The 26,226-nt window shown below is 34.2% G+C and carries 32 protein-coding genes and 1 other RNA gene; 24 read left to right on the forward strand and 9 right to left on the reverse strand.

The features are described from left to right. Positions 1–163 precede the first annotated feature (163 nt). The 7 genes from dinG (at position 164) to LC095_RS02685 (ending at position 7,376) form a co-directional block, all read left to right on the forward strand. Entirely contained in the window at positions 164–2,971 is a 2,808-nt protein-coding gene (gene dinG, locus LC095_RS02655; RefSeq protein ID WP_226526669.1) for an ATP-dependent DNA helicase DinG, read from the forward strand. A 242-nt stretch (positions 2,972–3,213) separates the two neighbouring features. Next, positions 3,214–3,384 carry a YpmA family protein gene (locus LC095_RS02660; protein ID WP_226526670.1) on the forward strand — a complete coding sequence of 57 codons (171 nt, stop codon included), beginning with the start codon at positions 3,214–3,216 and terminating at the stop codon, positions 3,382–3,384. Positions 3,385–3,398: 14 nt separating this feature from the next. Further along, positions 3,399–3,896: a DUF5590 domain-containing protein gene (locus LC095_RS02665; RefSeq protein WP_226526671.1), complete on the forward strand. Its 498-nt coding sequence runs from the start codon at positions 3,399–3,401 to the stop codon at positions 3,894–3,896. Positions 3,897–4,022: 126 nt separating this feature from the next. Next, entirely contained in the window at positions 4,023–5,315 is a 1,293-nt protein-coding gene (asnS, locus tag LC095_RS02670) for an asparagine--tRNA ligase (RefSeq protein ID WP_226526672.1), read from the forward strand. 131 nt (positions 5,316–5,446) lie between these two features. Then, positions 5,447–6,151, forward strand: a complete 705-nt coding sequence (locus LC095_RS02675; protein ID WP_226526673.1) for a DnaD domain-containing protein — start codon at positions 5,447–5,449, stop codon at positions 6,149–6,151. A gap of 33 nt (positions 6,152–6,184) precedes the next feature. Continuing rightward, a complete protein-coding gene (gene nth / locus LC095_RS02680) occupies positions 6,185–6,850 on the forward strand; it encodes an endonuclease III (RefSeq protein WP_226526674.1) in 666 nt (221 codons plus the stop codon). Next, positions 6,840–7,376: a YpoC family protein gene (locus LC095_RS02685; protein WP_226526675.1), complete on the forward strand. Its 537-nt coding sequence runs from the start codon at positions 6,840–6,842 to the stop codon at positions 7,374–7,376. Before nth ends, LC095_RS02685 begins: the two co-directional genes overlap by 11 nt. Positions 7,377–7,460: 84 nt before the next feature. On the opposite strand, the gene LC095_RS02690 is transcribed toward LC095_RS02685, so the two are convergent. Both LC095_RS02690 and recU read right to left on the reverse strand, forming a co-directional pair. After that, positions 7,461–10,130: a PBP1A family penicillin-binding protein gene (locus LC095_RS02690; protein ID WP_413467445.1), complete on the reverse strand. Its 2,670-nt coding sequence runs from the start codon at positions 10,128–10,130 to the stop codon at positions 7,461–7,463. 73 nt (positions 10,131–10,203) lie between these two features. Then, positions 10,204–10,794, reverse strand: coding sequence for a Holliday junction resolvase RecU (gene recU / locus LC095_RS02695; protein WP_319005750.1), 591 nt, complete (start codon positions 10,792–10,794; stop codon positions 10,204–10,206). A 137-nt stretch (positions 10,795–10,931) separates the two neighbouring features. Between recU and LC095_RS02700 the strand changes: the two genes are divergently transcribed. Beyond that, complete coding sequence (locus tag LC095_RS02700; RefSeq protein WP_226526678.1) at positions 10,932–11,915, forward strand: DUF2515 domain-containing protein; 984 nt, start codon at positions 10,932–10,934, stop codon at positions 11,913–11,915. 65 nt (positions 11,916–11,980) lie between these two features. Here the strand turns inward: LC095_RS02700 and LC095_RS02705 are convergent, their stop codons facing one another. Continuing rightward, positions 11,981–12,079, reverse strand: a complete 99-nt coding sequence (locus tag LC095_RS02705; RefSeq protein ID WP_034332300.1) for a hypothetical protein — start codon at positions 12,077–12,079, stop codon at positions 11,981–11,983. A 174-nt stretch (positions 12,080–12,253) separates the two neighbouring features. Here LC095_RS02705 and LC095_RS02710 point away from each other — a divergent pair, with 174 nt between their 5' ends. Beyond that, positions 12,254–12,505 (forward strand): hypothetical protein, encoded by a 252-nt coding sequence (locus LC095_RS02710; protein WP_226526679.1) that lies wholly within the window; start codon positions 12,254–12,256, stop codon positions 12,503–12,505. Between the two features lie 55 nt (positions 12,506–12,560). Next, positions 12,561–12,941, forward strand: coding sequence for a YppE family protein (locus LC095_RS02715; protein ID WP_226526680.1), 381 nt, complete (start codon positions 12,561–12,563; stop codon positions 12,939–12,941). Between the two features lie 24 nt (positions 12,942–12,965). Here the strand turns inward: LC095_RS02715 and LC095_RS02720 are convergent, their stop codons facing one another. Continuing rightward, positions 12,966–13,130: a hypothetical protein gene (locus tag LC095_RS02720; RefSeq protein ID WP_169908195.1), complete on the reverse strand. Its 165-nt coding sequence runs from the start codon at positions 13,128–13,130 to the stop codon at positions 12,966–12,968. A gap of 176 nt (positions 13,131–13,306) precedes the next feature. On the opposite strand from LC095_RS02720, the gene LC095_RS02725 reads away from it, so the two are divergent. Beyond that, a complete protein-coding gene (locus LC095_RS02725) occupies positions 13,307–13,756 on the forward strand; it encodes a YppG family protein (protein WP_226526681.1) in 450 nt (149 codons plus the stop codon). Positions 13,757–13,915: 159 nt separating this feature from the next. Here the strand turns inward: LC095_RS02725 and LC095_RS26710 are convergent, their stop codons facing one another. From LC095_RS26710 to LC095_RS02745, 5 genes are all read right to left on the reverse strand, one after another. Then, complete coding sequence (locus LC095_RS26710; RefSeq protein ID WP_264195884.1) at positions 13,916–14,047, reverse strand: hypothetical protein; 132 nt, start codon at positions 14,045–14,047, stop codon at positions 13,916–13,918. Next, positions 14,034–14,294 carry a hypothetical protein gene (locus tag LC095_RS02730; RefSeq protein WP_226526682.1) on the reverse strand — a complete coding sequence of 87 codons (261 nt, stop codon included), beginning with the start codon at positions 14,292–14,294 and terminating at the stop codon, positions 14,034–14,036. The genes LC095_RS26710 and LC095_RS02730 overlap by 14 nt, the downstream gene beginning before the upstream one ends. Positions 14,295–14,314: 20 nt before the next feature. Beyond that, complete coding sequence (locus tag LC095_RS02735) at positions 14,315–14,563, reverse strand: sigma-G-dependent sporulation-specific acid-soluble spore protein CsgA (RefSeq protein ID WP_226526683.1); 249 nt, start codon at positions 14,561–14,563, stop codon at positions 14,315–14,317. A gap of 6 nt (positions 14,564–14,569) precedes the next feature. After that, the gene (locus LC095_RS02740) at positions 14,570–14,755 is read right to left on the reverse strand and encodes a hypothetical protein (RefSeq protein WP_226526684.1); all 186 of its coding nucleotides are present in this window, start codon (positions 14,753–14,755) and stop codon (positions 14,570–14,572) included. Between the two features lie 360 nt (positions 14,756–15,115). Beyond that, positions 15,116–15,598 carry an Hsp20/alpha crystallin family protein gene (locus LC095_RS02745; RefSeq protein WP_226526685.1) on the reverse strand — a complete coding sequence of 161 codons (483 nt, stop codon included), beginning with the start codon at positions 15,596–15,598 and terminating at the stop codon, positions 15,116–15,118. Positions 15,599–15,706: 108 nt separating this feature from the next. Here LC095_RS02745 and LC095_RS02750 point away from each other — a divergent pair, with 108 nt between their 5' ends. The 13 genes from LC095_RS02750 (at position 15,707) to LC095_RS02805 (ending at position 26,162) form a co-directional block, all read left to right on the forward strand. Next, complete coding sequence (locus tag LC095_RS02750) at positions 15,707–16,204, forward strand: PTS glucose transporter subunit IIA (RefSeq protein WP_226526686.1); 498 nt, start codon at positions 15,707–15,709, stop codon at positions 16,202–16,204. A 20-nt stretch (positions 16,205–16,224) separates the two neighbouring features. Beyond that, a complete protein-coding gene (locus LC095_RS02755) occupies positions 16,225–16,380 on the forward strand; it encodes a hypothetical protein (RefSeq protein WP_226526687.1) in 156 nt (51 codons plus the stop codon). Continuing rightward, complete coding sequence (locus tag LC095_RS02760; RefSeq protein WP_226526688.1) at positions 16,370–18,661, forward strand: DEAD/DEAH box helicase; 2,292 nt, start codon at positions 16,370–16,372, stop codon at positions 18,659–18,661. The genes LC095_RS02755 and LC095_RS02760 overlap by 11 nt, the downstream gene beginning before the upstream one ends. After that, positions 18,645–19,910, forward strand: coding sequence for a ribonuclease H-like domain-containing protein (locus LC095_RS02765; RefSeq protein WP_226526689.1), 1,266 nt, complete (start codon positions 18,645–18,647; stop codon positions 19,908–19,910). Before LC095_RS02760 ends, LC095_RS02765 begins: the two co-directional genes overlap by 17 nt. Positions 19,911–20,033: 123 nt before the next feature. Then, positions 20,034–20,129, forward strand: coding sequence for a hypothetical protein (locus LC095_RS27225; protein ID WP_394184262.1), 96 nt, complete (start codon positions 20,034–20,036; stop codon positions 20,127–20,129). A 90-nt stretch (positions 20,130–20,219) separates the two neighbouring features. Beyond that, positions 20,220–20,501 carry a spore coat protein gene (locus LC095_RS02770; RefSeq protein WP_026560162.1) on the forward strand — a complete coding sequence of 94 codons (282 nt, stop codon included), beginning with the start codon at positions 20,220–20,222 and terminating at the stop codon, positions 20,499–20,501. Positions 20,502–20,678: 177 nt separating this feature from the next. Further along, positions 20,679–21,239, forward strand: coding sequence for a DUF1273 domain-containing protein (locus LC095_RS02775; RefSeq protein WP_226526690.1), 561 nt, complete (start codon positions 20,679–20,681; stop codon positions 21,237–21,239). A gap of 102 nt (positions 21,240–21,341) precedes the next feature. Next, on the forward strand, positions 21,342–21,641 hold the full coding sequence (gene gpsB / locus LC095_RS02780; protein WP_226526691.1) for a cell division regulator GpsB: 300 nt from the start codon (positions 21,342–21,344) through the stop codon (positions 21,639–21,641). 67 nt (positions 21,642–21,708) lie between these two features. Then, positions 21,709–22,100, forward strand: an RNA gene (rnpB, locus tag LC095_RS02785) — RNase P RNA component class B. A gap of 164 nt (positions 22,101–22,264) precedes the next feature. Continuing rightward, positions 22,265–23,407, forward strand: a complete 1,143-nt coding sequence (locus LC095_RS02790; RefSeq protein WP_226526692.1) for a THUMP domain-containing class I SAM-dependent RNA methyltransferase — start codon at positions 22,265–22,267, stop codon at positions 23,405–23,407. A 68-nt stretch (positions 23,408–23,475) separates the two neighbouring features. Next, on the forward strand, positions 23,476–23,655 hold the full coding sequence (locus LC095_RS02795) for a hypothetical protein (RefSeq protein WP_226526693.1): 180 nt from the start codon (positions 23,476–23,478) through the stop codon (positions 23,653–23,655). 202 nt (positions 23,656–23,857) lie between these two features. Next, positions 23,858–24,070 carry a hypothetical protein gene (locus tag LC095_RS02800; RefSeq protein ID WP_226526694.1) on the forward strand — a complete coding sequence of 71 codons (213 nt, stop codon included), beginning with the start codon at positions 23,858–23,860 and terminating at the stop codon, positions 24,068–24,070. Positions 24,071–24,239: 169 nt separating this feature from the next. Next, entirely contained in the window at positions 24,240–26,162 is a 1,923-nt protein-coding gene (locus LC095_RS02805) for an ATP-dependent DNA helicase (protein ID WP_226526695.1), read from the forward strand. The last annotated feature ends 64 nt before the right edge of the window (positions 26,163–26,226 follow it).

A 26,226-nucleotide genomic window follows, 5' to 3' on the forward strand; every position in this document is an offset into this window, starting at 1 on the left:
TTTATTTTTTACATCATTTTATAGATAAGCTGCCCTTTACATTTTTGAAAAGTTATTCAAAACTCCTTCAGATTAGGGTAAACTATTACAACAGGCAATGAGAAAAAGATCCTTCGGTGTATATTATTCGGAGAAGCTTTTTGAAATAATAGAGGTGTTTAATTTGAAAGTACAACGTTATGTTGTTATTGACTTAGAAACGACAGGGAATTCTCCTAAAAAGGGAGATAGAATTATACAAATTGCGGCTGTTGTCATTGAGAATAATAAAATTGTTGATCGATATATGAGCTTTGTTAATCCATTACAAAGCATTCCTTTATTTATTGAACAATTAACAGGTATAACAAACGAAATGGTTAGTCATGCACCAACATTTGATGAAATTGTAAAGGATATTCATACTTTACTCAAGGATTCGTATTTTATAGCACATAATGTGTATTTTGACTTATCATTTTTACAGGAAGAATTTATGAGATGCGGATACCAATTTTCAGGACCGGTAATTGATACAGTGGAATTATCGAGAATGGCATTTCCTACTGAGAAAAGTTATAAACTCTCGGATTTAAGTGAAGAGTTCAAAATGGATCACGAAAACCCCCATCGCGCTGATAGTGATGCCGAAGCCACAGCCTTGCTGTTTTTACATATTATAACAAAATTTACTGAGTTACCAATTATCACACTTCAACAGCTTTCAAGGCTGTCAAGGTCATTTATTAGTGATATGGAAGAAGTATTTGAACAGATCCTTTCAGAAAAATTAGTGAATTTAGAACAACAAATACATCCTGAAATTGAGATTGTAAGAACATTGGCATTGAGAAAAAGAATGAAAGTAAATGAAGCATCATCGACTCTCGATTTCTCAAAGGAACAATTTTTGGACCTTTTTTCGAATAAAAATGATGAGATAAAAAGAGCTTTCCCTTTATTTCATGAAAGGGTAGGTCAGATAAAAATGATTGAAGATATCATTGAGGCCTTCTTAACTCATCAACATGTATTAATTGAAGCAGCAACAGGAATCGGAAAAACGATGGCTTACCTTGTCTCAGCCATCTTTTATTCTCTACAAGAATCAAGACCCATTGTTATTAGTACGTATACGAATAACTTACAGATGCAAATAATGGAGCAGGAAATTCCCATTTTAAAGAAACTTTTACCAGTATCTTTTTCAGCAACACTTTTAAAAGGCCAAAGTCATTATTTATGCTTGCAAAAGTTTGAACAATCGTTAAAAGATTCTGATGATAATTATGACTATATATTAACTAAAGCTCAAATATTAATTTGGTTAACAGAAACTGTCAGCGGAGACTTGGATGAATTAAATTTACCCTCTGGAGGTAAAACAATATGGGATAATCTACATGTTGATCAATCATCATTTTTAAACAACCCTTTTCAAACGTATTGTTTTTATCAACAAGCAAAGGAAAAGGCTTTATCCGCAAATATAGTTATTACGAACCATGCTCTGTTATTATCAGACTTATCCCGTGACCAAAAGATTTTACCAACGTATCAGGAAGTAATCATTGATGAAGCACATCACTTTCAACATGTAGCAACTGAACAGCTTGGTGTAAGATTTCATTATTTAGATTTGCATCACTTGATACATAACCTTGGAAATACACATTCAACAGGACTATTAAAAAAGTTTGTCAAAATTCAAAATGAACATAAATTCTCAGCTTCATTTTATAAAATTGACGATCTACTTGTTCAGTTACAAGAGGAAAACCACCAATTTTTTGCAGGGTTGCATTCATATGTATTAAAACAGAGAAAGGATAGCCCATTAAATCGAGCATCCTATCGATATCTTCCAAATAAGGAGAATAACCGAACTTGGGATTCATTATTAGAGTTAGCTAAAAGACTTCAATTCATGATGAAAGATATCATTCATTTAATGGAAAAAGAAAGTCAGGGAATTGATGAATCTTATATAAGGTCTAAGTCTATAAAGGAAAAGTTAATTCTTGAAGACTTTAAGCAGAGTATTTCATTGTTGGAAAGGTATAAAAATCACTTTGATTTTTTATTTTTTGAACATAATGATTTAGTCGTAAGGTGGATAGAAATAGATACTAAAGGTGCGAAAAATGCTGTGTCTATATATGCACAACCCATAGAAGTAAATGATTATTTGGCTGATGAATTTTTTTCACACATTCAAAGTGCAATTTTAACATCTGCAACATTAACAATAAAAAAATCGTTTACATACATGTTGCAAACTCTAGGCCTGTCAGATTTTTACCCAAAGCAATTACGAATAGAAACCCCATTTAACTATGAAAATCAAGTTAAAATGTTTATTCCTAGTGATATGCCAAATGTAAATGATGTTACAATCGAGGAGTATTCAGAAGCAATTGCTGTACATATAAGTACTGTTTCACAGATAACAGAAGGTAAGTTGCTTGTATTGTTTACTTCTTATGAAATGTTAAGAAAAACGTATGCCCTGTTAAAGGAAGATGAAACACTAGAGGATTTTGTTATCATGGGACAGGGTACAGGAAGTGGAAGCCGAAGTAAGTTAACCAAAAACTTCCGTCAGTTTGATAAAGCCATTTTATTAGGGACAAGCAGTTTTTGGGAAGGTGTTGATTTTCCCGGTAATCAACTAAAAGCCTTAATGATTGTGCGTCTTCCGTTTGCCTCTCCAGATGAACCAACCGTTGCGGCTACATGTCAACATTTAGAAAGCAAAGGTATGAACTCTTTTTACAACTATTCACTTCCGGAGGCTATTTTACGATTTAAACAAGGATTTGGAAGATTAATTCGAAATGAAAAGGATAAGGGGATTTTGTTTATATTAGATAATCGGATCCTATCGACTAAATATGGAAGAGATTTTATCACATCTATTCCTAAATTAGAAATTGAACATAAACCGATGCACCTTTTAACTCATGCAATCGATAATTGGATTAATGAGTAGCATGTTATTGTGACTTTACGTTTTGATCTTTACACATGAACTCTTTTTAATAAAAAAATGGCTGATAAAAGGATCAGCCATATAAAATGTGGTGTGAGTTAGGAGAAAATTATGTTCACATACATGTTTTCACTTTATAATTAATCAATATACAACAAAATATAGGTTGTTGTAATGTTATTGTGTCCAGAGCTAACTGACATATAAGTTACAATATTTGTGTTTGACAGGAGGAATATTACATGGAAAGTAAAATTGAAATTGTTTCAACGGTCACTGTTGATCATTCTGATGATCTATATAAAATTGTTGACGTATTAAATAGAACATTGAAAAGAAATGACTTAATGTTTGGGCTTGCACTTGATCAAGAGGACCAATCTAAAGCAGTATTTACAATATACCGTACATAAGGATGTAAATGACAATGGAGAAAAAAATTGTTATACCATTAATTATCTTGGGAGTTCTTATCATATCCGGAATTTGGATATTAACATCAAGTTATTTAACTGCAAGAGGGCAGTATGAGGATGGACATGAACAGTCCAAGCAGTTTGCTATAGAAGAAGCAAACCTTAAAAACATCAGTAAAATTAACACATTTAGTTCAGATCAAAAATACCATATCATTACAGCCACAACCAATGAAAATGAACCAGTATATGGATGGATTTCAAATATCAAAAAAGAAAGAAAAATGATAGTAAAGAAAAAATCAGCTGGAATAACAAAAAATGAGGCATTGAAACGTGTAAATGAAGAGCATAATCCCTCAGATATTATTAGTGTCCAGCTTGGTATGGACGAGGGAATACCTGTTTGGGAAGTAAAATACCAAGACGAATCAGATCGATATACATTTGATTATGTCAACTTTTATGATGGGAAAATCATCAAGCATATGGCCTTAAAAAAATCGTAGCATGTAAATTATCCGAAAGTTTCGCCTTATCTCCGTTATATTGCGGCACTTCAGAAAAAAACGTATAATAATACGATGTAAAGTACATAAAAGAGATATACATCGTTGCTTGATGGAGGGAATAAAGTGAAAACAACAATTGCAGAAGTTGGAAAATATGTTGGACAAGAGGTAACGATTGGAGTTTGGCTTGCAAATAAGCGTTCCAGTGGTAAAATTGCATTCCTTCAACTTAGAGATGGTACAGGGTTTATCCAAGGTGTCGTCGTAAAGGCAGAAGTAGAGGAAGAAATATTTAATAAAGCAAAATCAATTACCCAAGAAACATCTTTATATATATCTGGAATAGTTAGAGAAGATGAGCGTTCTCCGTTTGGTTATGAGCTCGGGATCACAAATATTAAAGTGATTACAGAATCTGTCGATTATCCGATAACACCGAAGGAACATGGAACAGAATTCTTAATGGATCACCGTCATTTGTGGCTTCGTTCAAAACGTCAGCATGCTGTAATGAAAATTAGAAATGAAATCATCCGTTCCACATATGAATTCTTCAATAATGAGGGGTTTGTAAAAGTGGATCCGCCTATTTTAACGGGAAGTGCTCCAGAAGGTACTTCTGAGTTATTCCATACCAAATACTTTGATGAAGATGCATACCTTTCTCAAAGTGGACAGCTATATATGGAAGCAGCAGCAATGGCATTAGGGAAAGTTTTCTCTTTTGGTCCGACTTTCAGGGCTGAAAAGTCCAAAACACGTCGTCATTTAATTGAATTTTGGATGATTGAACCAGAAATGGCCTTTTATGAATTTGAGGATAATCTTAAAGTTCAAGAAGAATATGTATCGTTTATCATTCAAAATGTTTTAGAAAATTGTTCCCTTGAACTTAATACTTTAGGAAGAGATGTAGCTAAATTAGAAAAAATTAAAGCGCCATTTCCTAGAATTACTTATGATGAAGCGATCAAGTTTCTTCATGAAAAAGGCTTTTCTGAAATTAAATGGGGCGATGATTTTGGAGCACCACATGAAACGGCAATTGCAGAAAGTTATGAAAAACCGGTGTTTATTACACATTATCCTACTAGCCTAAAGCCGTTTTATATGCAACCTGATCCAAACCGTGACGATGTGGTTCTATGTGCTGATTTAATTGCACCTGAAGGCTATGGAGAAATCATAGGCGGTTCAGAGCGTATTCACAATGCCGAGCTACTTAAACAGCGAATTGATGAACACAAGCTGGATGAACAAGCATATGATTGGTATCTTCAATTAAGAAAATATGGATCTGTTCCACATTCAGGATTTGGACTGGGTCTTGAAAGAACAGTTGCTTGGTTAAGTGGTGTAGAGCATGTTCGTGAAACCATTCCATTCCCGCGTTTATTAAATCGACTTTATCCGTAATATAAAGAAAACTGACTCTCTCATGTGGGTCAGTTTTTCATTTTCATTAATTGGCAATATCAACCGAAGCTTATTATATACAATGTGAAGAAATGACATGGTATACTACCATAAGGTAAGGGGTGTTTTTAATGAATAAAGAGCAATTTATTGATCTACAAGAAACAGGAAATATATCTGTTCCGGTTATTTTATTAAATTACTATGCAAAGCTAGGTTTAAACGAGCAAGAACTTATTTTGCTTCTTCAAGTAAAAAAATTTAAAGAAACCGGAAATCAATTTCCTACTCCAACAGAACTCTCAGAGCATATGTTCATTTCAACTGGAGAGTGTACCGGAATCCTCAGAAACTTAATTCAAAAAGGTTTTTTAATGATAGAAGAACATCAACATGAGTCTATTCTTTTTGAGCATTACTCATTAAAGCCGCTATGGGATAAGCTTTATACTTTTCTAATTAATGAAAGCAACCGAAAAATACAGGAGCAAAACAAAAAAGAGGACGAAAGCCTATATACTGTTTTTGAAAATGAATTTGGTCGTCCGCTTTCTCCTTTTGAATGTGAAACACTGTCTATTTGGATTGATCAAGAAGATTATGACCCTGTTATTATTAAAGCAGCGTTAAGAGAAGCCGTTATGTCAGCAAAGCTTAATTTTCGGTATATAGACCGGATTCTTTTTGAATGGAAGAAAAACGGCATTAGAACGATAGATCAAGCTCGTACTCATTCCAGAAAATTCCGTCAACATCAGGGGAATCAAGGAAATAAGCCAGACCAGCAAGAGGAGTATCAAAGAAAGGTACCTTTTTATAATTGGCTTGAAAACTAACGTAGGAGTTTATATCAAAAGAAGGTGAAAAAATTGTTAACAAAGGTACAGATCCGAGAATGTTTAGATGCGATAGGGGAAATGTTTCCTGACGCACATTGTGAATTGGTACATGAAAATCCGTTCGAATTAGTAATAGCTGTTGCGTTATCAGCCCAATGTACAGATGCACTTGTAAATAAAGTAACAAAAAACTTGTTTAAGAAATATAAAACTCCTGAAGACTATCTTGCTGTTTCTCTGGAAGAATTACAAACAGATATTAAGTCAATTGGCTTATTTAGAAACAAAGCAAAAAATATTCGTAAGCTATGTGAGACTTTGCTTGAACACTACAATGGTGAAGTACCAAATGATCATACAGAGTTAACGAAACTTGCCGGAGTAGGTAGAAAAACAGCAAATGTGGTCATGTCTGTTGCTTTTGGTGTACCGGCTATTGCTGTGGATACACATGTTGAGAGAGTGAGTAAAAGACTAGGTATATGCAAGTGGAAGGATTCCGTCTTAGAAGTTGAGAAGACGCTGATGAGAAAAGTACCTGAAGAGGAATGGTCACTTACACATCATCGATTAATCTTTTTTGGACGGTATCATTGTAAGGCTCAATCTCCTAAATGTGAGAGTTGTCCATTATTACACATATGCAGAGAAGGACAAAAGCGAATGAAAAAGGAAAAAATCATAAATGCAAAATAGGAAAGAAATATGGGAAATTCCTGTACCATTTCGCAATCCTCTTTTTTATCCCAATAAGAATAGCTTCCAACAACATGATGATATAAGCGTTATTTCACAAGTCCTCTCACATGAACCTTTTTATTTTGATATGTTATATGCTCTTAAAGAAACACTAGAAGTTAATCCTTGGGAAAATCCTAAGGATTTTGTTTCAATAATTTTTGGTGAGTGGAAACAATTAAAGGGAAATGCAAGAGAGATATACAAGGAAAAAGAAAGATCCAATAAATCGGAACGTTTACTTGTCCATTGTGTTTCTCTTTTTATAGCATGTTTATTTTGGTTAAACCGTTCACCTGTACCTGGACTGCATCCTTCCGATATGGAACTGGATGATTTTTATAGAAAGCCGGTAAATTGCAGAGAACGGCTTTTATTTATTATGTCAAAACCAACTCAGTATCACGCTTTTATTCAGCTAGAACAACTTTTTGATGAATGTGAAAAAATATATGCAAAGGCAATTGCACTTAAACAAATTTAAGGAGATTATTTCAAATGAAGTAATCTTCTTTTGTGAAACCAAAAAGAAAAGAACCGATCATAAATCGGTTCTTTAGAACTATTGTTATTGTCCTTCTTCAGGTTCTTCCTCTTCTTCGTTACTTCCATTTGAGTTAGTAGGAGGAACAGTTGTTTCTACATCTGGTGCAGTTGGTGTTTCACCATTTCCTTCACCCTGACCATCTTCGTTCTGGTTGTCTTGGTTACCATCTTGATTATTGTTATCTCCATTGCCATTTTGATCGTTGCCGTTATTTCCGTTATTCCCATTGTTTTCATCCTGATTATTTTCGTTATTTTCCTCGTTACCTTCTTCGTCTGGTTGAGTCTCTTCGTCAGTACCATCTTCAGGTAATTCAGGAATATCAACTTCAGGTTCAGGTACCTGTACCTTTGTCGCTGCAGCAGCACTTCGATTACTTTCATCTTCATCACTTACAGCTACAACCTGGTATGAATAAATAGCTCCAGGAATAACATCATCAATTGTAAAACTCTTGTCTTTCGATTTGTTTACAACTTCATATGGACCCTCATCAATCGATTGTTTCACTTCAAATGAAACATTCTCTGTGTCTCCATATTCCCAATTTAAACTAATCGAATTATTTACTTGATCGTAGTTAATCGATAAATTTGATGGTTTATCAACTTCAACTTTTTCAAATTTCTTAGAAACAGTCGTTGGTTCATCGCCTTTTACGAAGTATTCATACGTAATATTACTGGATGGCGTGTATTCACTTGCTAATTTGGCCGGATTTGAGCCTTTTTCAATGGCTTTTTTAACAACACTGTTTGGTTGTTCAAAATCAGATTCATCATCACCGGCTATTTCTTGGAATACTTCTCTAAACATCGCTCTTGCTAGTCGTTGGTCAGAAGAATCTAAGTATACTTTCTCACTGTCTTCTGTAATATTATACCCGGTCCAAACAGCGGCTGTATAATTCGGATTGTATCCTACAAACCAGGCATCCTTTGAGGCTCCAGATGGAACATTGTATTTTGCTTTATCATCTTCGGAGAAATTGGTTGTTCCGGTTTTACCTGCGATATTCACTCTTGAAATTTGAACAGATTTACCTGTGCCGTATTCCACAACAGATTTCATCATATCCGTCACCATAAAAGCAGTATAATCACTCATAGCCGGTTCCGGATCTGGAGCTAGACTAATTTCTGTACCATCACTTAACACGATTTTCTTTACGGCATATGGCTCATTAAAAATCCCGTTATTTCCAAATGCACTGAAAGCACCTGCCATTTGGAGAGGGGATACTCCATGATCAAATCCTCCGATTGCATAGGATTCATAGATTTCTTCCAGTGGGATACCTAATCCTTGTGCAAAGTCTTGGGCTTTTTCTAACCCAACTTTCTGTAATGCTTTTAATGCTGGGATATTACGTGAATCTGCTAAAGCATCACGAATGGACATTGTACCTTTATAGCTCCGATCCCAGTTATTAATAGGAGTCCCGTTACTATAAGTATATGGTTCGTCAGTAATTTGTTCATAGGTCGACCATTTTTCATGTTCAATAACAGGGCCGTAATCTAATACAGGCTTAATTGTTGAACCCGGCTGACGTCTTGTATCAGTAGCATAGTTATAACCGCCTACAGGCTGATTTCGACCTCCACCAATTGCTCGAATTTCACCAGTTTTTGTGTCGATTAAGGCGATTCCAGCTTGAAGTTCATCATCAGGAAAATCAATTGCATCACCATTCATAACATTCTCAACCGTATCCTGTGCATCAGGGTCCAGTGTCGTATAAATCTGTAATCCGGCTGATCCTGCATCAATATCTGTTTTTTCTTTTACTTCTTCGATTACTTCTTCTACAAATGCATGATATGGATTCGCTTTTTCAGTATCCTCAATTACAGTTGATTGAACAGGGATACTTTTTGCTTCATCAGCTTCAGCTTGTGTAATAAAACCGTGCTTAGCCATTAGTGTTAACACAATATTACGACGTTTTTCAGCACTTTCAGGATTTGTCCTTGGATTGTAGTTATTTGGACTTTGCGGAATACCTGCAATCATTGCTGCTTCATGAAGTTCTAACTCACTTAAGTCTTTACCATAAAATGATTGTGCAGCTTGTGCTACTCCATAAACATTACCAGGAAAATAAATTTTATTTAAATACATCTCAAGAATTTCCTGCTTAGAATATTTTTGTTCTAGTTGAAAAGACAGCCATAATTCTTGAACTTTACGTGAAATTGTTTTTTCTGGAGTTAATAAAGAGTTCTTAATAACCTGCTGTGTGATCGTACTTGCACCTTCTGCACCAAAACCTTCTTGAATATTGGCAACAACGGCTCCGCCAAGACGTATGACGTCAACACCATTATGTTCGTAAAATCGTGCATCCTCAGTTGCTAAAACAGCATTTTCAAGAACTTTTGGAATCTCATCATACGGTACATATGTACGCTTAACTTGACCAAATTCGGTGATTTCCTCACCATTCATATCATATATTTTCGATGAAAATGAATCTTTTAGTTTTTTATCATCTAGTGGAGGTGCCCCAGCAACCATTACAGCAAATGTAACACCGCCGGCCAACATACCGACAATACCAATTGCTAAAAGGCTTATAAGGATCTTTTTCCATAATCCAGCTTTTGGTTTTTTATTCTTTTTTTTCTTTGAACTTTGTTGAGCCTGTTTTCTTCTTCGTTCTTCACGACTCTTATATTGTTCAGACATGTAATTCCAACCTTTCATTATAGGCTTTACTCATTTTTCTCTCACTACAAATTTAGTTCAAATTTAAGGATCTTTAAAAATATAGTTTATCTATTATTTTGATATAGTCAATCCTTGCTTGATATCCAGTAGGGATGATATGGCCATTTTCATTTAATTCGTCTAAAGTGATAGATTTTCTACCGCCATTTAATTGCCGCTCCCAAAAGGTTAACAGATGTTTAGAATCCAAATAATAAAATTGATTGAATGCAGATAAAATAACAAAACATATTCCATCTTGAAATAGGACATTTTTCATATGCTCAATTTGATGGGCATGGAAATTTTGTAAAGGAAATGATGTTTTATTTTTTGTTTCCTTTGCTTCAAAATCAATATATTTTCCACGATAAATTCCATTATAATCCGTAGTTGAACTTTGCTTAAAGTATGCTTCTTTAATGACAGCGGCACTTCTTCTGGGATAGTCCACATTCACAATTTGCACAGGTGTTGGTTTTTTATGTATGACAGCTACTTGATTTTCAAGATAATATTTATTTGTCTCGTTTAAATCATCTTCAAGTGACATACCACGATTGCTGTAGGTAATAGAAGGTGGCTGTTTTTTCTTTTGTTCAACCTTTGGTTCATAAGGCTTTCCGTTAGGATAACGAAAGATCATACTTTACCTCCTCTTTAAAACTACTACCTATCATACCAAAAAAAATGAAAAAGGAATGATAAAAAAGTTTCAATTTTGTTAATGCGTACATACTTCTTTATCGGGTAACAATAGAAGTATGAGGAGTGTAGAGGATGAAAATGATTAAAAACAGTAAAGAAACACTAGTAAATGAACCATCATTGCTTGCTCATATTCATCATGAAACGAAAATATATAATATTGACAATATTACAAGAACAAGTGCCTATGAAAAGTATTATTTTAGCCATCCTGAAATAAAATGGGCTTTCTTGGCAAGCATGGTCTCCAGAAATGCCGGTTGGAATATGACAGACCTTGAAGGTAATTGGTTTAGAAAAGCACTTAACTCAGAGAAAAGAAATTTATTATTTATGACATATGAACGCGCAAACTGGACCATTTTTCAAGATGCCTATCCCCAGTTACTTATTTATAAATATTCAAAACGATATAAGAAACCATTATTTTATCTTTTATCCCATTTTAGTGTCTCAAAGTTTATGGTAGAAGAATGGGAATATTTTTGGAACCATCAATCAATGGAACGCCTTATGATTTCACTTATTATTAATGAACAAAATGTTATACAACAACCTGTTATTAAACAAAAAATTTATAACCAACATGTCTTTCATTCAATCCCGTATAAACTTCAAGATTTGTTTCATTTCAGTACAGTCATTTTTCCAACTTTACAAGGAAAATTATATGGTTTTTCTGTGTACAACTTTCATAGCCTAACTAATCGGATTGACTTGGGAAAACGGTTAGGCTGGCTATTATTTCACGCTGGTTTATATCAGCAGTTTGAAGCATTTGCAAAAATTGTTCCTCACACTGGATCAAGATATGATTATGAAAAATACTTTCCCGAAAAGAGAAGAAGAGAAACTCCTTTGTTACGAGTGGCATATCCAATTGTCTCCCATACATTAGACGGAAAAAGAAAAGATTGGTTTCATGGTCAGAATACAAAAAAATGGTTTAAGGAAAAGAAAATACCACAAAATTATGAGGTAACGGATTGGTTTAAACATAAACAAGATCAATTACACCTTTTGACTCTATTGCAAGAGTATTGGAGGAATGGATAAAAAGAACTTGAAAATAGGTAAAAGCAAGGCAATTGAGCCTTGCTTTTTTAAATGATTAGTTGCCCTTATGTAGAAGGACGATTCGGACCGTCTAACTTTTTATCAGTAGGGATTTTTGTTTTGTCTTCAGCTGTTTGTTGTTTACCTTTAGGTTTTTTTGCCATCTTTAGCACCTCCTACTGTTATTTTGTGCGATCATCCTCATTTCCATACAGGTCAAAAGAAGGTGTCGAAAAATGCATAAATTCACTTTCTTTGCCGAATAGAAACTAGTTTTGTCAAGCCTGAAGGGGGAAAGAATGAAACGACGAATACATAGCAATAGAGGAGGGAGAATGATGAAAAATATGATTGAAAAAAGTGTAATTGAGGAAAAGTTAGCAGAATTGGAAACTGAATTAATAAAACTAGAGATGGCCTTAGATCACCATAAAAATCCAGCCATACTTGAGAATAAGATCATGGAGAAAGTTAATCAAATAGATCGTCAACTAACATCAATATCAAATGCATCAATTACAAACAATACACATCATAAACAAGATCATTATAAGCAATATCAATTCCCTGTCGTTGCAACGAATGCGTAATGAAAAAAGTGTAATATAGAGGAGAATTTGATATGATTAGCTTGAGGTGAACAAATTGAGCTATATAAATCTAATCAAATCCTCACTTCATCTGTTAAAATGTTTAACTGAATGTAAGCGCAGATTTGACTCTTTACAATCTAAGCCTGAAAAAACAGACATATACTTTTATGAGCAGGTGAAACCAACTTTTGAACAGGTTAAACATAAAGCAAATGGTTGGGAACAACATGCTTTAGATTGGATAAAAAAGGAGAAACCTAAATATATCCATCAAACACAAATTGAGTCCGCCATGGAAAATATAGAGCAAGTAGTACTCCAATCGTTTTATAAAGACGTAAACAAACAACGATTTCATAATCTACATCACTCAGTTGAATATGTATTAAATACAATTATGGATGAAATAGAAAAAAAGGACGCCTCTCAATAAGAGTACGTCCTTATTCGTTTTATATCACTCATCAACCTTTATACTAACAGGACGTTCGTTTTCGGTCCCAACGGTCTTTATGTCATATTCTACATGTTCTGTATTTTTAGCTGTAACTTCCTGACCATGATTTGGAATTGTAGGAGCATGTCCTTTTTCTTTATGGTTAAAATGTTTACCTCGTGCCATTGTATGACCTCCTTTTCATGACTCTTTCCTAATATGAACTAACCTAACGATATTCATGTATGAACATAGATAAATTATTAGTGAATCCTTTCGATAAAGCGGCTTTCCTTTCACATTATAGGCAAATGAATCATATAATACAGTACCATTAAAGAGCTATAGGGAGGTTTAACTACATGCACCAAACATACCCGTATTTCAATAGAAGGTCCCGGAGAAGAGAAAATGAATACTTTCAAACATTTCCATACTATGAACACCAACCTGTTGGATATCAAAATCAGCAATATATAAACCCAATGTTGTCTCAAGCACATGAATTTTTATTCCATCAAAATGGATATCAACAACCATTTCAGTCCTACCAACAGCCATATGGTAATGGTAGTTATAATGGAAATGTTGAAAATACTTTTATGAATTATTCTTATCCTACGCCATATCCAAAGCCCTTACCTTATTTTAAGCAGCCTCAGCCTAGTGGATTTCAAAACGTCATATCACAATTTAAGAAATCTGACGGACAGTTAGATTTTAATAAAATGATGGACACAGCAGGTCAAATGATGAATGCTGTTAATCAAATGGGCGGGCTTTTTAAAGGTGTAACATCCATGTTTAAATAATGTGTAACATAACATAGAAGCCTATTTTAAAGGGACTGTCAAGTTGAGACAGCCCCTTTAAATCATGAGTTATTTTTTATACTATCAGAAAGTAAATATATTTTATGGATGATAGTATAAGAAAAACTAATGCTTTCGCCATTAGGACTTGGCGACAAGTCAAGTTTTTCTACTATATTTCTTGGCAAGAAGCTCTTTTACTTCACGATAAGATAGTCCTGAATTAGCATTTAACCTTTTAACTTCTTCTACATCTGTATTTGAATATTTCTTCGTGTTAAAATGTTGCATGTGTTTCATTACCTCTATGTTTGTCTTCCATCCGTTCTTTTCTAACTCTTAATGCATAGTTCGCTGTTTGAAGATTAGAAATAGCGATCGAGTTTTCCGGGCAAGCAAAATCACCGTTTTGATGAGATTTTAATTGTTCTACGAGAACGCTAATAACATCTTCTACTTGACAGCCATTCACACCTTCACGATCAATTGCCCCAGTTTGGAACTTGATATTAATGTAATGATTACTATTTCTATTCATTAGAACCTCCTGTTTAAAGATTATATTAGCAGCTCATAAACTTCATTAAGCTGATTACCTCTTATAAAATCTTGTTCATTAAACGCATATTTAATTTCATCAGGTAAAACATTATTTAAAAATTGAATTTCATCTTCTTCAAGTATTCGAACAAATTCTAATTCAGAATGGAATTTTCCATTTGTTAACTTGTTAGTGATTCTCTTACATACTGAGCTTCGATCGTAATTTGATAATGCTTCTCTTAAGTATCCGAGAGTAAAGTCCATCTTTCATCATTCCTTAAAAAATTTTTCAAATGCAGGAGAATTTGAATGATCTGTTGCATAAGGATTATCTTCTTTCACATTATCCTTGTCCAAGTTCGTTTTAATTACGAGAGAAGGTGAATGTGATGCCTCAGCAATTAAACGGTCATCAAGTTCTTTGAAATCGGGTAATTTATTATTTTTATTAGGCATATTCTATGCACCTCCTTAATTTATTGTTTGATGTAAATCGTTTTTCTCTCACGACAATTTTTGGATTTTTTTTAACGTGTAAATCCGTGTCATTAAAGTCATCATAAGAAGGAGGTGATGAAGATGAAGAAAAATACTATCAAAAATCAAGAAGTTACAAGATCAGCCAAGGATTTAGCGAAGGATCCAACTCCTGAAGAAAATCCAAAATACGGGAGTAAATCTCACAAAAATAGTTAAATAAAAAAACGCCAGCTCTCGTTTTAGCGCCTATTAAAAGAGAGTCAAGCGTTTTTATTTTGTTTTGAAATTTGCTTAAGCGTACCTATTTACGAAATTTAATTAAACATTGTAGAATATTTATATAGAATCATCTTCAAGTAATATCTGTGTAGATTTCTTAGGAATTGTCACAAGCAAAGATCCGTTTTTATATTTGGTTTTTATCTCGTGTTCTTCTACCTTATAAGGAAGAACAATGGTTTTTGACAAACTGTCAAGTGATGAGTAACTTCTAAAAGTTGAAGAATTTTCGTTATACTCTTTGATTTCTTCCCGATTTGTAATGGAAATCGTCAAATATTGATCCATGAGCTCCAGTTTTATCTGCTCTTTTTTAACTGGTGGAATCTGCATATCAATTACACATGTTTGATCTGTTTCAAAAGTATTAACATGTATCGATTTTTGTGGAAATGAACCTTCAAACATAGAATCAAACTCATTCATAAATTGTCTGATTGGTTCAGAACGAAAGAAATGATCAACTATTTGAAAAAAATCCAATTGTTCATTTTGATAGTCTTGTTTATTATTATTTGTCAAATCATTTTTCTTTCTCAAAATGTAACCTCCTTGCCTTGTTATGTCAGAGTATTATATGTTGAGGAAGATCTAAGTGTTATTTAATTGTAAAATATTACCTTACATATGTTAAAAGGAGATAATGTTATGCTGAGGTCGATTTTTGGTAAAAAAGATAAACGTACAGTTGAACAGCTTTTTGCGCCGTTATCTGGAAATATAATTGAACTTGAGCACGTTCCTGATCCAGTTTTTTCTCAAAAATTAATGGGCGAAGGAATTGCCATAGAACCAGCTGAAGGTAAACTTGTGGCACCATTTGATGGACATGTTATTCAAGTCTTCCACACTAAGCATGCGATTGGACTCCGTTCTGAAATAGGAATAGAATTGCTTATTCACGTTGGGCTTGAGACTGTAGGTTTAAATGGCAATGGTTTTGATGTAATTGTTAAAGAAGGTCAGAAAGTTAAAGAAGGGGATCCATTAATGACATTTGATCTCGAATTAATTAAAGAAAAGGCAGCAAGTACGATCTCTCCTATTATTATTACGAATTCCGATATTGTAGAGAGAATTGAACGCCTAGAAGTTGAGAATGTAATAAAAGGCTCAACACATATTGCAAATGTACATACTAAATAAATAATTCCCGTGAAGGCAGAATGAATCTGCTTTTTCTTTTTGCAATCTCTGAGCCTCTAAAAAAGAACGAAACAGTTGTTTCTAAACAATTCCACTTTATTTACGAACGTTTATTCGGTAAAATAGAACATAAGGGCTACATTCAAGCAAAAGGTAGTGAAATTAATGGAATTTAAGAAATCATTAGAAAGCATCCTGCATTCATTGAAAAACAGTCAGGAATTTAATGAGCAGATTGTTCATTGGCATACAATACCTTCCAGAGAGGCTGAATATGTAAATTTCCCACTCGATATCGATACGCGCTTAAAGGAGGCACTTGAAAAAAGAGGTGTTTCACAACTTTATACACATCAGCATGAAGCGTATCAGTTAGCTAAACAAGGTAACAACTTTGTCGCAGTTACTCCGACAGCATCAGGTAAAACAATTTGTTATAATCTTCCAGTCTTACAACAGATAATAACAGATGAAAACAGCAGAGCTCTTTATTTATTTCCTACAAAAGCATTAGCTCAGGACCAGAAATCTGAAATAAACGAAATTATTGAAGAAATGGGTGTTCAGGTTAACTCTTATACATATGACGGAGATACATCACCTGCTATTAGGCAAAAAGTTAGAAAAGCAGGTCATATCGTTATAACTAATCCAGATATGCTACATTCTGCTATATTGCCTCATCATACAAAATGGGTGTCTTTGTTTGAAAATCTTAAGTATATAGTTATTGATGAATTACATATTTATAGAGGCATATTCGGAAGTCATGTTGCAAATGTTATTCGTCGACTAAAACGAATTTGTGAGTTTTATGGAAGTACTCCACAATTTATTTGTACATCTGCAACAATTGCCAACCCGCAGGAATTAGCTGAAACCTTAACTGGAACGACCATGAATCTAATTGCTAAAAATGGTGCACCTTCAAGTAAAAAGCATTTCATTTTTTATAACCCTCCAATCGTGAATAAGCCACTAAACATTAGAAGAAGTGCTACATTAGAGGTAAGAAGGCTAGCAGAGGAATTTTTGAAAAATAAGATTCAAACAATTGTGTTTGCCCGTAGTAGGGTTCGAGTGGAAATCATTTTAACGTATTTACAACAATTAATAAAAAATGAGCTTACAAAAAAATCAATTCGAGGATATCGTGGAGGATACTTACCGAAGCAGAGAAGAGAAATAGAAAGAGGTCTCCGAAATGGCGAGATATTAGGTGTCGTTAGTACGAATGCACTTGAATTAGGTGTAGATATCGGAAGTCTTCAGGTGTGTATTATGACAGGATATCCCGGAACCATTGCGAGTGCTTGGCAACAAGCCGGTAGGGCTGGCAGAAGACAAGGTGAAGCGGTTATTCTAATGGTGGCGAGCTCCAGCCCTCTTGATCAATACATCATTCAAAATCCTCGTTACTTCTTTGAACAAAATCCGGAAACAGCTATCATTAACCCGGATAATTTAGTTGTGCTGGTAGACCATTTAAAGTGTGCAGCGTTTGAATTGCCGTTTAAAGAAGGAGATACATTTGATGGGTTGGAACTTGAAGATATCCTGCAATTTTTAGCAGAAGAACGAGTGTTGTATTACAATAATCAAACGTATCATTGGATGAATGACGCTTTTCCGGCGCACAATATCAGTCTTCGCTCTGCATCACAAGAAAATGTAGTTATTATAGATCAATCGGATATTGCCAATATTAAGGTGATTGGTGAGATGGATCGCTTTAGTGCAATGACTCTACTTCATGATGAAGCCATTTATTTGCACCAAGGTGTCCAATTTCAAGTTGAAAAACTGGATTGGGAAGAGAAAAAAGCATTTGTAAGAGAAGTAAATGTAGATTATTTTACTGACGCAAATTTAGCTGTTCAATTAAAGGTTCTTGAAGAAGATGAAACATATGTAAAAGACCGTGCGGTTTTTGGTTATGGAGATGTGACTGTCCAAGCAATGGCAACTATTTTCAAGAAAATAAAGTTTGATACACACGAAAACATAGGTTCAGGACCTATTCATTTACCTGAAGAAGAACTCCATACAAATTCAGCTTGGATGAGTTTCCAATCGAACATGATAGAAGATCTGGGTGAAAAACGTATGGAGGAATCATTAATAGGTGTTGCAAATGTATTGCAACATGTTGCACCATTAAAAGTTATGTGTGATCCTTCTGACTTACATGTTGTAGCTCAAATCAAGGCTATTCATAATGGTAAACCAACTGTTTTCCTATATGACCGTTATCCAGGTGGTGTAGGTCTTTCTAAAAAAATTCATGAAACGATGAGACCTGTCCTCTCAGAGGCATTGAGATTAATAGAACAGTGTCCTTGTTATTCAGGCTGTCCATCATGTATTGGGGTTGAAGGTTCATCTGATACAATGAAAAAAGATGCTTATTTACTTCTAGGCATATTAAAGGATGAAGCAAATGTCAGTAAAACATAAATTAAATCGATTAAAAAAACACGTGATTCGAGAAGAAGGAGAGATTGTTCCTGAAAAACCTGCTAAAGATCTTAATACCGATCTTTGGGAGGATTACCAAACAACTGTTTTCACTTATGATAACCAGTATTGTTTGATAAGAGAAGTAGTTTATCCACTTGATTACAAACATGGGCATTATAGATTAAGAGAATTTAAAGAAGTTGTGGCAAGATGGAATGAAAGTGAACTCCAGCATCCGCTTTCTTCGAAGAATCACCATCCTGATGAATTATTTTTCTTTGATACAGAAACGACAGGTTTAGGAGGAGGAACTGGAAATACCATATTTTTATTGGGGCAAGCCCAAGTGTTGGATAATTGTGTAGTTATTAAACAACATCTATTACCTAAACCAGGCAATGAAGTTGCACTTTATCAAAGCTTTTTAAAAGGGATTAATAGCAAAACTCTTGTTACTTATAATGGCAAAGCGTTTGACTGGCCTCAGGTCAAGACAAGACATACTTTAATTCGCGAACAAGTTCCTAGTCTCCCTCCTTTTGGTCATTTTGATTTATTTCATGCTGCACGAAGATTATGGAAAAATGAGTTGGAATCAGTAAAACTTTCGAAGGTAGAAAGTGAAATATTAGGAATACAACGCGAAAATGATATTCCTGGGTTTTTAGCGCCGATGATCTATTTCGAATTTGTTAAACAGCAAAATCCGGAAATTATCGCAGGCGTACTAAAACATAATGAAATTGATGTTTTATCACTTATCACACTATATACTCATCTCTCTACTAAATTACTAGATATAAATAATAAAACAACGAACTCTGAACATTATGAAATTGCAAGGTGGTTAGACTATATAGGTGAAAAAGATTCAGCACTTCATGCATACTCTTCATTTGTTAAAAAAGAATCAGGCCAGGAACCTCAAGCAAAATTTGCTCTTTCCCTTCTTTACAAAAAGCAAAAGAGTTGGAAACAAGCTGTCACACTTTGGGAAGAAATAGTGAGTGAATCAAACTCAAATGAGGTATCTTTTAAGGCCACTGTAGAACTAGCTAAATTTTATGAGCATCAGGAAAAAGATTTTTTAAAAGCGATGAAATACACAGATATACTCAGACAACGATCTGAAAAATATATCGAGTTGAATGAGTTAATAAATGCTGAGGAAATAAAAAAAAGGAAAGAAAGAATTGAAAGGAAATATTATCGATATATTGCCCGGGCAAGCGCAAAAAATGAGTAATTTCGCCATTTTTTTGACGAAATCATGAACTTTTTTGAAAGTTATAAATAGGAATTGTAGGATTATAGGGAACGATGTAAAATAAGGGACTGTAGTTTACTTTTTATAAGGGAGAAGACCGCTGTGTATAAAAGTGTTTTATACTTATTTTTCATCGTGATTGTATTGACCATCTTCATATTTACTAACTTTAAAGATAGCTTTTTAACGTTTCTATAAAAATTAGGTTTTTGAATTAGTACATGTATGTACCTTTCATCATAGGCTAAAAGTGTAAGACATGATAAAAAGATGAAAGGAGAATGCAACATGCATTGTAGACCAAAAGTTATGGCACCAATCGTACACCCAACTAAATGTTGTGTTAACAATACGTACTCTGAAACAATCGTACCACACATTCATCCACAACACACAACAACTGTAAACCATGAATTTTATAAGCACCAACATTATTTCCCTCAAACTCAGTCTGTACAAAATGAGGTTACACACCAACATTTTAATGTGTACGGCCCAACACCAGGTTTTGGACCGGGAGCAGGTCCAGTTCCACGTCCGGGTTTTGGTCCAGGACCATTTTTCAGATAACAGAAAAACACTAAGGAGCTGAATTTCGGCTCCTTTCTGTTTATTTATGAAATGATGAAGGAAACAACATCTTTATACAAAACAATTACATGTTCAGATCAGCTGGGAGTATAATATAATTACTAACATGTTCGTTATAATTAGCAAAAAAGTTTGTATAATGATAAAGGTGATTGAATGAAAGTTTTAACTGTTTCAGGATATAAATCTCATGAATTAGGGGTCTTTAAGCAAGATGATAAAGCTGTTGAGTATATTAAAAAGGCGATTGAAAAGTCTTTGATAGGATATTTAGAGGAAGGATTAGAATGGGTGATCATTAGTGGACAAATGGGTGTGGAACTATGGGCTGCAGATGTGGTCTTTGAACTTCAATTGCAATATCCGGAGCTAAAACTTGCCATCCTCACTCCATTTCTAAATCAAGAATCAAAGTGGAATGAGAAAAACCAGGAATACTATGAATTTATTCTTTCACAAGCAGATTTTGTGGATAGTATCTCAAAAAGAGAATATGACAGTCCACTGCAATTTAAACAAAAAAATCAATTTCTTGTAGACAAAAGTGATGGATTATTACTTTTATATGATGAAGAAAAAGAAGGGACTCCTAAATTCCTTTTGGAAACAGCAAGAAAAAAACAGCAAGTAACATCCTATATGATCAGTACGATTAATTTCTTAGATTTACAAAGTGTTGTCGAGGAAGAAACAATGAAAAATAATGATTTTTGGTAAATAACAGGTAATTTACTAAATTTACATGACAATGAAATTGACAATTTACAAAATTTCTGAAAAAATATAAATTGAGGACTTCGTTATAATGAGGTGAAAGAAATGCTTGCCGATAAATTAAAGTTAACAGCTAAAGAAATTTTAGAAAAAGAATTTAAGTCAGGTGTTAGAGGTTACAAGCAAGAAGAAGTAGACAAATTTTTAGATCAAATTATAAAGGATTATGAAACATTCCACCAAGAATATGAAGATCTTCAGCAGGAAAATTTACGCTTAAAAAAGCAATTGGATGATACATACAAAAAACAAACACCTGTACAAACAAATACCACAAATTTTGATATTTTAAAGCGATTATCAAATTTAGAAAAGCATGTATTTGGTAGTAAATTGTATGATTGATCACTAATTATTTCCACTTGTTTTGTGTGTAATGATTAGGTATACTAGTGTTACTGTTTCGTTAATAACGTTCAGGTAATCGCTGCAGTCTTAAGGATTGTAGAGGAAAGTCCATGCTCGCACGGTGCTGAGATGCACGTAGTGTTCGTGCCTAGCGAATTCATAAGCTAGGGCAGCCGAGTTCGCTTGGCTGACGGCAGGGAAAAGGCCTAAGTCCAATTGGATATGGCCTGAATACCTTGAAAGTGCCACAGTGACGGAGTCTTACGAGAAATCGTAAGAGTGGAACGAGGTAAACCCCACGAGCGAGAAACCCAAATTATGGTAGGGGCACCTTCTTGGAGGAATTGAACAAAGAGAAGGACAAAAGTTTTATAGCTTTTGTAGATAGATGATTACCACCTGAGTACGAGGCTTATGCCGTTTGAAGTACGATGGAACAAAACATGGCTTATCGAACGTTATTTGAAATCAGTATCATTTGATAAAGAACAGGGGGCTGATCATATCAGCTCCTTTTTATTTAATTAATTTTGTTGGATATACTTGGATATATACGAAGAATATGGTCGAATATATATAATGATTTACAAGAATTTTCTGCATAAGGGTAGGGTTCACAAATGAAGAATTTAACATTAATCGCAACCTCGGCAATGGGGCTGGAAGCCATAGTCGGGAAAGAAGTAAAGGATTTAGGATATGAATGCAAAATTGAAAATGGGAAGGTAACATATGAAGCTGACGAGTTGGCAATCTGTCGTTCCAATCTTTGGCTTCGGACTGCAGACCGCATTAAAATAAAAGTAGGTGAATTCCAGGCAAAAACATTTGATGAGTTGTTTGAAAAAACAAAAGCCTTAAATTGGGGTGACTACCTTCCTGAAAATGCTGAATTTCCGGTTATCGGAAAATCTGTCAAATCAACATTAGCAAGTGTTCCTGATTGTCAGGGAATCGTTAAGAAAGCAATTGTGGAAAAACTAAAATTACATTATAAAAAAACAGGCTGGTTTAATGAGGATGGACCCTTATACCGTATTGAGGTTGCCTTGTTAAAAGATGTGGCAACAATTACAATAGATGCCAGTGGAGCAGGGTTACATAAACGAGGATTTCGGATTGAACAAGGTGGCGCACCACTAAAGGAAACATTAGCAGCTGCACTTGTACTTCTGACAAGATGGACACCTGATAAACCATTTGTTGACCCTTTCTGCGGTTCAGGTACTATTCCAATTGAGGCAGCACTTATCGGTCAAAACATTGCTCCCGGATTTAACCGTGACTTTGCATCTGAAGAATGGGACTGGATTGGAAGAGAAAAATGGGATTTAGCTCGACAAGAGGTCGAAGAAAAAGCGAATTATGACCGACAGTTGGATATACTCGGTTCAGATATTGATCATCGAATGGTCAATATCGCAAAAGGAAATGCAGAAGAAGCTGGCTTTGGTGATATTATCTCTTTTAAACAAATGCAAGTAAAAGATTTTACAACAACAAAAGAATTCGGTGTAATAGTCGGTAACCCTCCTTATGGGGAACGATTAGGTGAAAAAAGAGAAGTTGAGCATATGTACAAGGAAATGGGACAGGCATTTTCTAAATTAGATACATGGAGTATTTATATGCTTACTTCACATGAAGAATTTGAACAGTTCTATGGCAAACCGGCTACTAAGAAACGAAAACTTTTTAACGGTTTTATTAAGACGGATTATTACCAGTATTGGTCAAATATACGACCGCCAAGAAATAAATAATTTTTTTATCCTTCACAAAAAGGAATTGATTCAACATGTTATACTAGTTGAAAAAGGAGGTGGCTTGTTTGTCATCATTATCAGATGTTTTAGGACCTAAATATTTTGCTCTTGAAGCAGCACGTGTGGATGCCAGTCCTACAGAAATCATTATTACAAATGATGAGGGAAATACATACTATATTGTAACACCTGAAAATTTAACAACTGATTTAGAAGAACAAGGATTTATAAAAGTAGAAGAATAAACAAAAAAAAGAGATTCAACCGTTGGTTCGAATCTCCTTTTTTATTTGATAGCCCGATTTCTCTTTTTTCTCGGGAATAAATTACCTCCAAATTGTTAATTATATTATTTATATGAGGATTTCGAAATGATGGAATAATTAATGAATTGTGGATTATATTTAATTATCCATATTTTATTCCCTAAAGAGGAGGGGAAAAAGAGTGTATGAAAACCAAGACTTTCACCTTATTAATAAAGCTTTACTTTCAACGAAAAAATCAATAGAAAATGAAATTGGTCATGACTCACATGCTGTAATGCAAATTGGTCAAGCAAAGGAAGATATGATTCGAGCTTTATCTCATGTAACGTCAATTGACCACCAATTAATTTTTGAAACAATGTACGATGAAGTTAAGGATAAGGATAACTAGGTGTAGCCATATCGGCTGCCTCTTTTTTTTGGATTAGATTTAAAAAACTACGACAGTGCCATTCAACGATTGTTTCTGAATTTGATGAATATTATTTGACTTTTTATCAATTCAATATGATAATTATTATTTGCAGTAATTTTGAAATTAAAGTATGGAGGTAGCGTTTATGGTATCATCACGTTTGCCTTTTACCATATCAAAGGATGAGAGCTTTTACCAAGCCTTAAGCAATTGGATAGGAGATGTGTTTTACGATATTCTTCCTGAAAAGGGCTTTGAGTTGAGAGATGAACAAATTTTTATGGCTTTTCAGCTGGAAAAAGCATTTCAAGAAAAAAAAGTCATGTTCGCAGAAGCAGGTGTAGGAACAGGGAAAACGATTGTTTACCTGCTTTATGCTTTATCTTATGCTAGATATACTGGTAAACCGGCAATAATTGCTTGTGCAGATGAAACATTAATAGAACAACTAGTTAAACAAGAAGGCGATATTGTCAAATTGTCTGAGCATTTAGATATTGATATGGATGTCAGGCTAGGCAAAACACATAGTCAATATCTTTGTTTAAATAAGCTAGATGAAACCATGAAGAAAACCGGTGAAGAAAAGTATCTTGACCTTTATCAATCACTTCCTTCTTTTGTTCATGAACCAGGAGGAATGCAACAATTTTCTGCTTATGGTGATCGAAAAGAATTTGGCCATCTTTCAGATGAAGAATGGGAAAATGTAGGATGGGATTCTTTTCAAGACTGTTCCACATGTTCTCAGAGACATCGTTGTGGTTTAACGTTAACAAGAGATTATTATCGTAAAGCAACAGACATCATTGTTTGTTCACATGATTATTTTATGGAACATATTTGGACATTTGAGTCCCGTAAACGAGAAGGACAAATGCCTTTACTTCCTGATTATAGCAGTGTCGTATTTGATGAAGGACATCTGTTGGAATATGCAGCGCAAAAAGCCTTAACATATCGTGTAAAACAGAGTACTTTGCAAATATTCTTAGAAAGATTATTGCAAAATGAAATTCGTGAAGAATTGGCTTATTTAGTAGAAGACACACTTTCTGTTAATGATTTATTTTTTGATGATTTAAAAGAATGCACGAGCAGTGTGGAAGGTTCTAATCGCTTACGAATTGACCGAAAAGGAAAGCTTCAAAAAACAGCTCAAAGTCTGCAGGGCAAATTGTCTGAAATTAGTGAAGCACTTGTATTTGAAGGTGAATTATATACCATTGGTGAATATGAACTGAAAATTGTAGAAGAATTCATTGATCAAATGGAATATTCTCTCTCACTATTTAATAAAAACACAAACGCAGTAAGTTGGGTTGAAGAAAAAAGTGATGATTATACATTAGTCATAATGCCTCGAAAAGTAGAGGAGGTTTTAAAGGAAAAAGTCTTCTCGAAAAAAATACCAATTGTATTCTCATCAGCAACATTATCTGATAATAAATCGTTTGATTTTATTTCTCAAAGCTTAGGAATTCAAGATTATTTGTCCCTTTCTGTTGATTCTCCTTTTGATTATAAAGAGCAGATGAAAATCCAAGTAGTGGAAGAAGATGAAACTGAGAAAAAATTTCAACTAACAATCCAAGAGTTAACGAAATCGGAAGGGAAAGGATTAGTACTCTTTCGTTCATTAAAAGAATTGAAACGGTTTAAACAAAAAGTCTCAGAAATATCCTTCCCATATTCGATCATCTTTGAAGGTGATAAAGAAATTAGTTCGTTAGTGAAGGAATTCCAGGAAAATGAACATTCTGTACTTTGTGCTGTGCATCTTTGGGAAGGTCTTGATATTCCTGGTCCATCCTTATCAAATGTTGTGATATGGACATTGCCATACCCACCTGATGACCCTGTATTTGAAGCGAAAAGATCTGATAAACAAGATCCTTTCAAAGAAGTAGATATTCCTTATATGATATTAAGATTACGACAAGGTATTGGAAGACTAATTCGTACAAGTAATGATCAAGGCTCAATTACGATTTTCCATACGAAAAAAGACAAAGGTATATTGTCGATGATTGAATCAGTACTTCCTGTTAAACCATCAATAAAATAACACCTTAATATTCTCCCTGCTAGATGAGTTTCTAGCAGGGAACTATTCTGTTCCAATCTGTTTG

It is taken from the genome of Metabacillus niabensis (assembly GCF_020524345.1).
Classification (GTDB): Bacteria; Bacillota; Bacilli; order Bacillales; family Bacillaceae; genus Metabacillus; species Metabacillus niabensis_B.

Excerpts from the sequence above, each read along its gene's own strand:
- LC095_RS02660 (WP_226526670.1), top strand. The coding sequence starts at position 3,214 with ATGGAAAGTAAAATTGAAATTGTTTCAACGGTCACTGTTGATCATTCT.
- LC095_RS02665 (WP_226526671.1), top strand. The coding sequence starts at position 3,399 with ATGGAGAAAAAAATTGTTATACCATTAATTATCTTGGGAGTTCTTATC.
- LC095_RS02675 (WP_226526673.1), top strand. The coding sequence starts at position 5,447 with ATGAATAAAGAGCAATTTATTGATCTACAAGAAACAGGAAATATATCT.
- LC095_RS02685 (WP_226526675.1), top strand. The coding sequence starts at position 6,840 with ATGCAAAATAGGAAAGAAATATGGGAAATTCCTGTACCATTTCGCAAT.
- LC095_RS02690 (WP_413467445.1), bottom strand. The coding sequence starts at position 10,130 with ATGTCTGAACAATATAAGAGTCGTGAAGAACGAAGAAGAAAACAGGCT.
- LC095_RS02700 (WP_226526678.1), top strand. The coding sequence starts at position 10,932 with ATGAAAATGATTAAAAACAGTAAAGAAACACTAGTAAATGAACCATCA.
- LC095_RS02705 (WP_034332300.1), bottom strand. The coding sequence starts at position 12,079 with ATGGCAAAAAAACCTAAAGGTAAACAACAAACAGCTGAAGACAAAACA.
- LC095_RS02710 (WP_226526679.1), top strand. The coding sequence starts at position 12,254 with ATGAAAAATATGATTGAAAAAAGTGTAATTGAGGAAAAGTTAGCAGAA.
- LC095_RS02720 (WP_169908195.1), bottom strand. The coding sequence starts at position 13,130 with ATGGCACGAGGTAAACATTTTAACCATAAAGAAAAAGGACATGCTCCT.
- LC095_RS02725 (WP_226526681.1), top strand. The coding sequence starts at position 13,307 with ATGCACCAAACATACCCGTATTTCAATAGAAGGTCCCGGAGAAGAGAA.
- LC095_RS26710 (WP_264195884.1), bottom strand. The coding sequence starts at position 14,047 with ATGCAACATTTTAACACGAAGAAATATTCAAATACAGATGTAGAAGAA.
- LC095_RS02730 (WP_226526682.1), bottom strand. The coding sequence starts at position 14,294 with ATGAATAGAAATAGTAATCATTACATTAATATCAAGTTCCAAACTGGG.
- LC095_RS02735 (WP_226526683.1), bottom strand. The coding sequence starts at position 14,563 with ATGGACTTTACTCTCGGATACTTAAGAGAAGCATTATCAAATTACGAT.
- LC095_RS02740 (WP_226526684.1), bottom strand. The coding sequence starts at position 14,755 with ATGCCTAATAAAAATAATAAATTACCCGATTTCAAAGAACTTGATGAC.
- LC095_RS02750 (WP_226526686.1), top strand. The coding sequence starts at position 15,707 with ATGCTGAGGTCGATTTTTGGTAAAAAAGATAAACGTACAGTTGAACAG.
- LC095_RS02755 (WP_226526687.1), top strand. The coding sequence starts at position 16,225 with ATGAATCTGCTTTTTCTTTTTGCAATCTCTGAGCCTCTAAAAAAGAAC.
- LC095_RS02760 (WP_226526688.1), top strand. The coding sequence starts at position 16,370 with ATGGAATTTAAGAAATCATTAGAAAGCATCCTGCATTCATTGAAAAAC.
- LC095_RS02765 (WP_226526689.1), top strand. The coding sequence starts at position 18,645 with ATGTCAGTAAAACATAAATTAAATCGATTAAAAAAACACGTGATTCGA.
- LC095_RS02770 (WP_026560162.1), top strand. The coding sequence starts at position 20,220 with ATGCATTGTAGACCAAAAGTTATGGCACCAATCGTACACCCAACTAAA.
- LC095_RS02775 (WP_226526690.1), top strand. The coding sequence starts at position 20,679 with ATGAAAGTTTTAACTGTTTCAGGATATAAATCTCATGAATTAGGGGTC.
- gpsB (WP_226526691.1), top strand. The coding sequence starts at position 21,342 with ATGCTTGCCGATAAATTAAAGTTAACAGCTAAAGAAATTTTAGAAAAA.
- LC095_RS02790 (WP_226526692.1), top strand. The coding sequence starts at position 22,265 with ATGAAGAATTTAACATTAATCGCAACCTCGGCAATGGGGCTGGAAGCC.
- LC095_RS02805 (WP_226526695.1), top strand. The coding sequence starts at position 24,240 with ATGGTATCATCACGTTTGCCTTTTACCATATCAAAGGATGAGAGCTTT.